Genomic DNA, 3,606 nt, shown 5'->3' on the forward strand with positions numbered 1-3,606 from the left:
ATAAATGGATCGCTCTTATTCGGTTTTGAGAAGAACAGAATTAAAAGTATAACACTATGCATAACCAATTCAATAATCATAGAAAGCAAGGAAAATTCCCATAGAAAAAGGAGCTTATCTTATTGAAGATAAGCTCCGAGATTCTTTAACAGGAGTACTTTTACTAATTTAAAGTATTAGATCTTCTATTGCTTCGATAAAAATAGAAATTAATAAAACTAAGAAAGAATAAAGATAGAACACTTAGATAAGGATAAATGGATATTTTAAAAGAATATAAAATTTTATCAACATCAGAAATGTTAGTAGTATCTATCGGTGTTTTAGTGAAAATAATATGTCTTTCTATTTGAGAATCGTTAATAATATAACTACCAACTATTCCTGAAGCAAAAAAAGTTGTTACAAAGAAAACTACACCAATCAAAGTTAATAATAAGTAAGTTTTTTTCATAAAGCAACTCCTTTTGATTTGAGGGATAAGATAGTTCCAATATCTTATTAACTCATCTGTCCAACCCCTTAATACCAATTATTTCAAATCCGTGCGTATAACTCAATATTTTATTTAATATTAGAAGGAGCCTATCTTAATACAGATAAGCTCCGATATACTTGAGTAAGCTTTTAAAGGTTTCAAATCTCTTTTTCTTTCCACTCGTTATCCAATATGCTATAAATAAGAGAATCTCGCCAGCCATCTTTCATTAACAAATTTTCACGGAGTCTTCCTTCATGAGTTAAACCAGCTTTTTCAAGGACTTTTACGGAGCCTAAATTATTTGGGTTGCAGTAAGCAAATATTCGATGTAAGTTTATCGCTTCAAAACCAAAATCAATCAAGAGCCTTGCAACTTCTGTTGCAAAACCTTTCCCCCAATAATCAGGGTGTATTATGTAAGCAATATCACCAGATTTATTGGAAAAATCTCTTACATTTATTTCTCCAGCTCCGATCATTTCATCTGTTTCTTTAAGAACTACTGCATAAACATAACGCTTTCTAGGACTTTTAGATTTATCAATCAATATTTGATTTACAAACGCTTTAGAGTCTTCTTTAGTATTTGGCTTCCAAACTTGGTATTGGCTAACTATTTCTTGAGAAGCGTATTTATGAACTCCAACCCAATCACTTTCAATGAATTCTCTTAAAAATATTCTCTCGCTATTTAAATAACTTTTATTCAACTTCATTTATTTCCCCCTGTTGCAATATAAAGTGATATTGTTCCATTAATAAGAGGTTGCTTGTTCGCCAAACGCTCCGAGATTATGGAAGAAGCAGAATTGCAAACTATTAAAATTAAGTTTTTTAATACTCACTTCAAGACACCTATATTTCGATAACTCAACTAGGCAATCCAATCGCATAATAGGGATATACAAGTCTCTCATTAATTTATATTCGGATTACACTTTCCAAATAAACAACCATTAAAATCCTTTCATTAACCGTTCTCGAATACCTCTAACACTTCACCTTTACCTGATATAAATTCAATTATCTTGTCATCGTCTTTGTATTTAGTTATAGGAAGCTTAAGTTTTATAGACTTTACTTCATTGTTATCATGTAAAAAACCTTCGTGTTGCGAGGCCTCATCAAGACCTTTTCTTACTTCATCGCCTATCAATGAATATTCTTTTGAGCCCTCTAATTCTTTAGCCAATTCCCTTTGTTGATGCAAAATATCGTACATCTCATTGAAAGTAACAACTTTTGTTTCAGTTGTAACTTTTTTATTATTTTCGAATGAATATAATTTGACATGAGCTACAATATTCGAGATATTCGCCAATATTGCGATAATAATGATAACACTCAGTATTACACTAAATTTCCTCATAGATTGGTTCCTCTCTCTTTATCTAGTTGTTTCGCCTCATGTCCTAATTCAATTCCACAGCCCGAAATAAAAGAGGTCTTGCTAATTACTAGATAATCGTACCAATTTAATTAAAACTCGATTTCAAGATAAATTCACAAAACCAAAATTGATATGTTTACTTCAATGGACCCAAAATAAAAGCTCATTGCCCTATGTAATAATATATGTCCAAAGCTACAACGACACTAATAAGTTTAATAAATACTTTTGAATCCAGTTGAGTGTTGTCTATAAAGAAAGCATCATTGTCAGTGAGATTTTTTCTTATAGTAGAATGCACTAATGAACGCTTCTTTATAGTGGAAATTTCCTTGCCAGTTTGTTTGTTTTTGATAGAGAAATCCATTAAATTTGATTTTACCCACACTGCATATTCGTCATTACTTTCTGGACTAATTACTGAAATGACTGGAGTGTTCTTCTTAGTTGAAAAATTCAATGTCGCCAAATGTTCATTTGAGTTAGTGTACACTTTAAGATCACTAAAGAATCCTGCCTTCTTACGAATATTTGCAATAAGTTGGCCGTCTTGATCTAGTAAATTCAATTCTAGTGCTTCTACAATAACTCCTTTTAAATTTATAAAAAACAAACTTAAAATTTTTAATAAACTATTACTTAAACTTATTGATTCTTTATCAGTTTCTTCTACTTTTCCAATTTCTTTTTCTTTTAGTACTATCGAATATGTTAAGTTACCTTTATGCTTAAAGCTTTCATCCTTTTGCAAATAAAACTCACCAGCACATGGAACTCTATCTTTTTGTTCCTTGTAATTTAACTTTGTAGAATTTCTCACTTAATCTCTTCCTTTAAAATTACCGTTAGTTTAATGGTTTTTTTATGGAAATTAATTGTTTCAAGAAATCTTTCTTTTATTTATTCCAAATCACTAAAGCATCTTGAACAATATATAATTTGTTCAGAACCCCAGGCTTTTAAAAGAGCCCATCCATTTGTCTTTTTCGGTGTAACAATAATAGCCATCTTCTCATCTTTTTCAACTTCTCTTCCGCAATTTTTACAAGTAAACTTATCGCCAATAATAAGTATCCATCCTCTCGATAAAATTCTTATATAGTAACTTATTAGCTTCACCTTTTAGATACGTTTGAATAAAAAATCCGTTTCACAATTCAAATTAGCTCGAAACTTAGTCTTCAACTAACCTGACCTATTGCCCAATTCCAATTATTTCAAAATTGAACCACTTACTCAACCTTAACTTAAAAGAAAAGACGTAATTCCTTAGTGCGGATTTACGCCCGATAAATGAAGATTGTTCTTCAACGTTTGCGCTGTTATGATATTACAGAATTGCTCCGATTTAACTGAAAAGCGTATTGGAAGTTTTAAGCCTCCTTGGGAAACAAGTAAGAAATCAATAATAAAATTATACCAATCGCAAAACCTGTCCAAGTTATAGCATTAATTGTGTTGTATTCTAAATCCCCAGCTATTCCTGATACGAACAATACTAATCTTATAACGACAGAGAGCATTACAATTCCAAATGCAATCCACTGAATGATATTTCGTTTGCTGTAATCCTTACTTTTCATAAGTTAATCCTTTCAATAAGAATAAATTGACAATCCTCACCCCTACATTGGAAGCTTGCTTTTTATTACACAAACGCTCCGAGATAAATAAAGACTTTAATTCAAGATAAAATCTAATTAATTTAATTTTTTATCTAAACTGTAAATCTATT

General features: G+C 30.5%; 5 protein-coding genes. All 5 read right to left on the reverse strand.

Features of this window, described 5'->3' with window-relative positions; all coding sequences use genetic code 11:
• Nucleotides 1-163: 163 nt before the first annotated feature.
• A complete protein-coding gene (locus Q4550_RS23055; protein ID WP_303536479.1) occupies nt 164-454 on the reverse strand; it encodes a hypothetical protein in 291 nt (96 codons plus the stop codon).
• Nucleotides 455-636: 182 nt separating this feature from the next.
• Nucleotides 637-1,197 carry a GNAT family N-acetyltransferase gene (locus tag Q4550_RS23060; RefSeq protein ID WP_303536481.1) on the reverse strand — a complete coding sequence of 187 codons (561 nt, stop codon included), beginning with the start codon at nt 1,195-1,197 and terminating at the stop codon, nt 637-639.
• Nucleotides 1,198-1,451: 254 nt separating this feature from the next.
• On the reverse strand, nt 1,452-1,850 hold the full coding sequence (locus Q4550_RS23065; protein ID WP_303536484.1) for a hypothetical protein: 399 nt from the start codon (nt 1,848-1,850) through the stop codon (nt 1,452-1,454).
• A gap of 184 nt (nt 1,851-2,034) precedes the next feature.
• Entirely contained in the window at nt 2,035-2,691 is a 657-nt protein-coding gene (locus Q4550_RS23070; protein WP_303536487.1) for a hypothetical protein, read from the reverse strand.
• Between the two features lie 553 nt (nt 2,692-3,244).
• A complete protein-coding gene (locus Q4550_RS23075; RefSeq protein WP_303536489.1) occupies nt 3,245-3,454 on the reverse strand; it encodes a hypothetical protein in 210 nt (69 codons plus the stop codon).
• Nucleotides 3,455-3,606: the final 152 nt, after the last annotated feature.

The sequence above is a fragment of the Anaerobacillus sp. 1_MG-2023 genome (genome assembly GCF_030547345.1).
Taxonomy (GTDB): domain Bacteria; phylum Bacillota; class Bacilli; order Bacillales; family Guptibacillaceae; genus Guptibacillus; species Guptibacillus hwajinpoensis_B.

Excerpts from the sequence above, each read along its gene's own strand:
- Q4550_RS23055 (WP_303536479.1), bottom strand. The coding sequence starts at position 454 with ATGAAAAAAACTTACTTATTATTAACTTTGATTGGTGTAGTTTTCTTT.
- Q4550_RS23060 (WP_303536481.1), bottom strand. The coding sequence starts at position 1,197 with ATGAAGTTGAATAAAAGTTATTTAAATAGCGAGAGAATATTTTTAAGA.
- Q4550_RS23065 (WP_303536484.1), bottom strand. The coding sequence starts at position 1,850 with ATGAGGAAATTTAGTGTAATACTGAGTGTTATCATTATTATCGCAATA.
- Q4550_RS23075 (WP_303536489.1), bottom strand. The coding sequence starts at position 3,454 with ATGAAAAGTAAGGATTACAGCAAACGAAATATCATTCAGTGGATTGCA.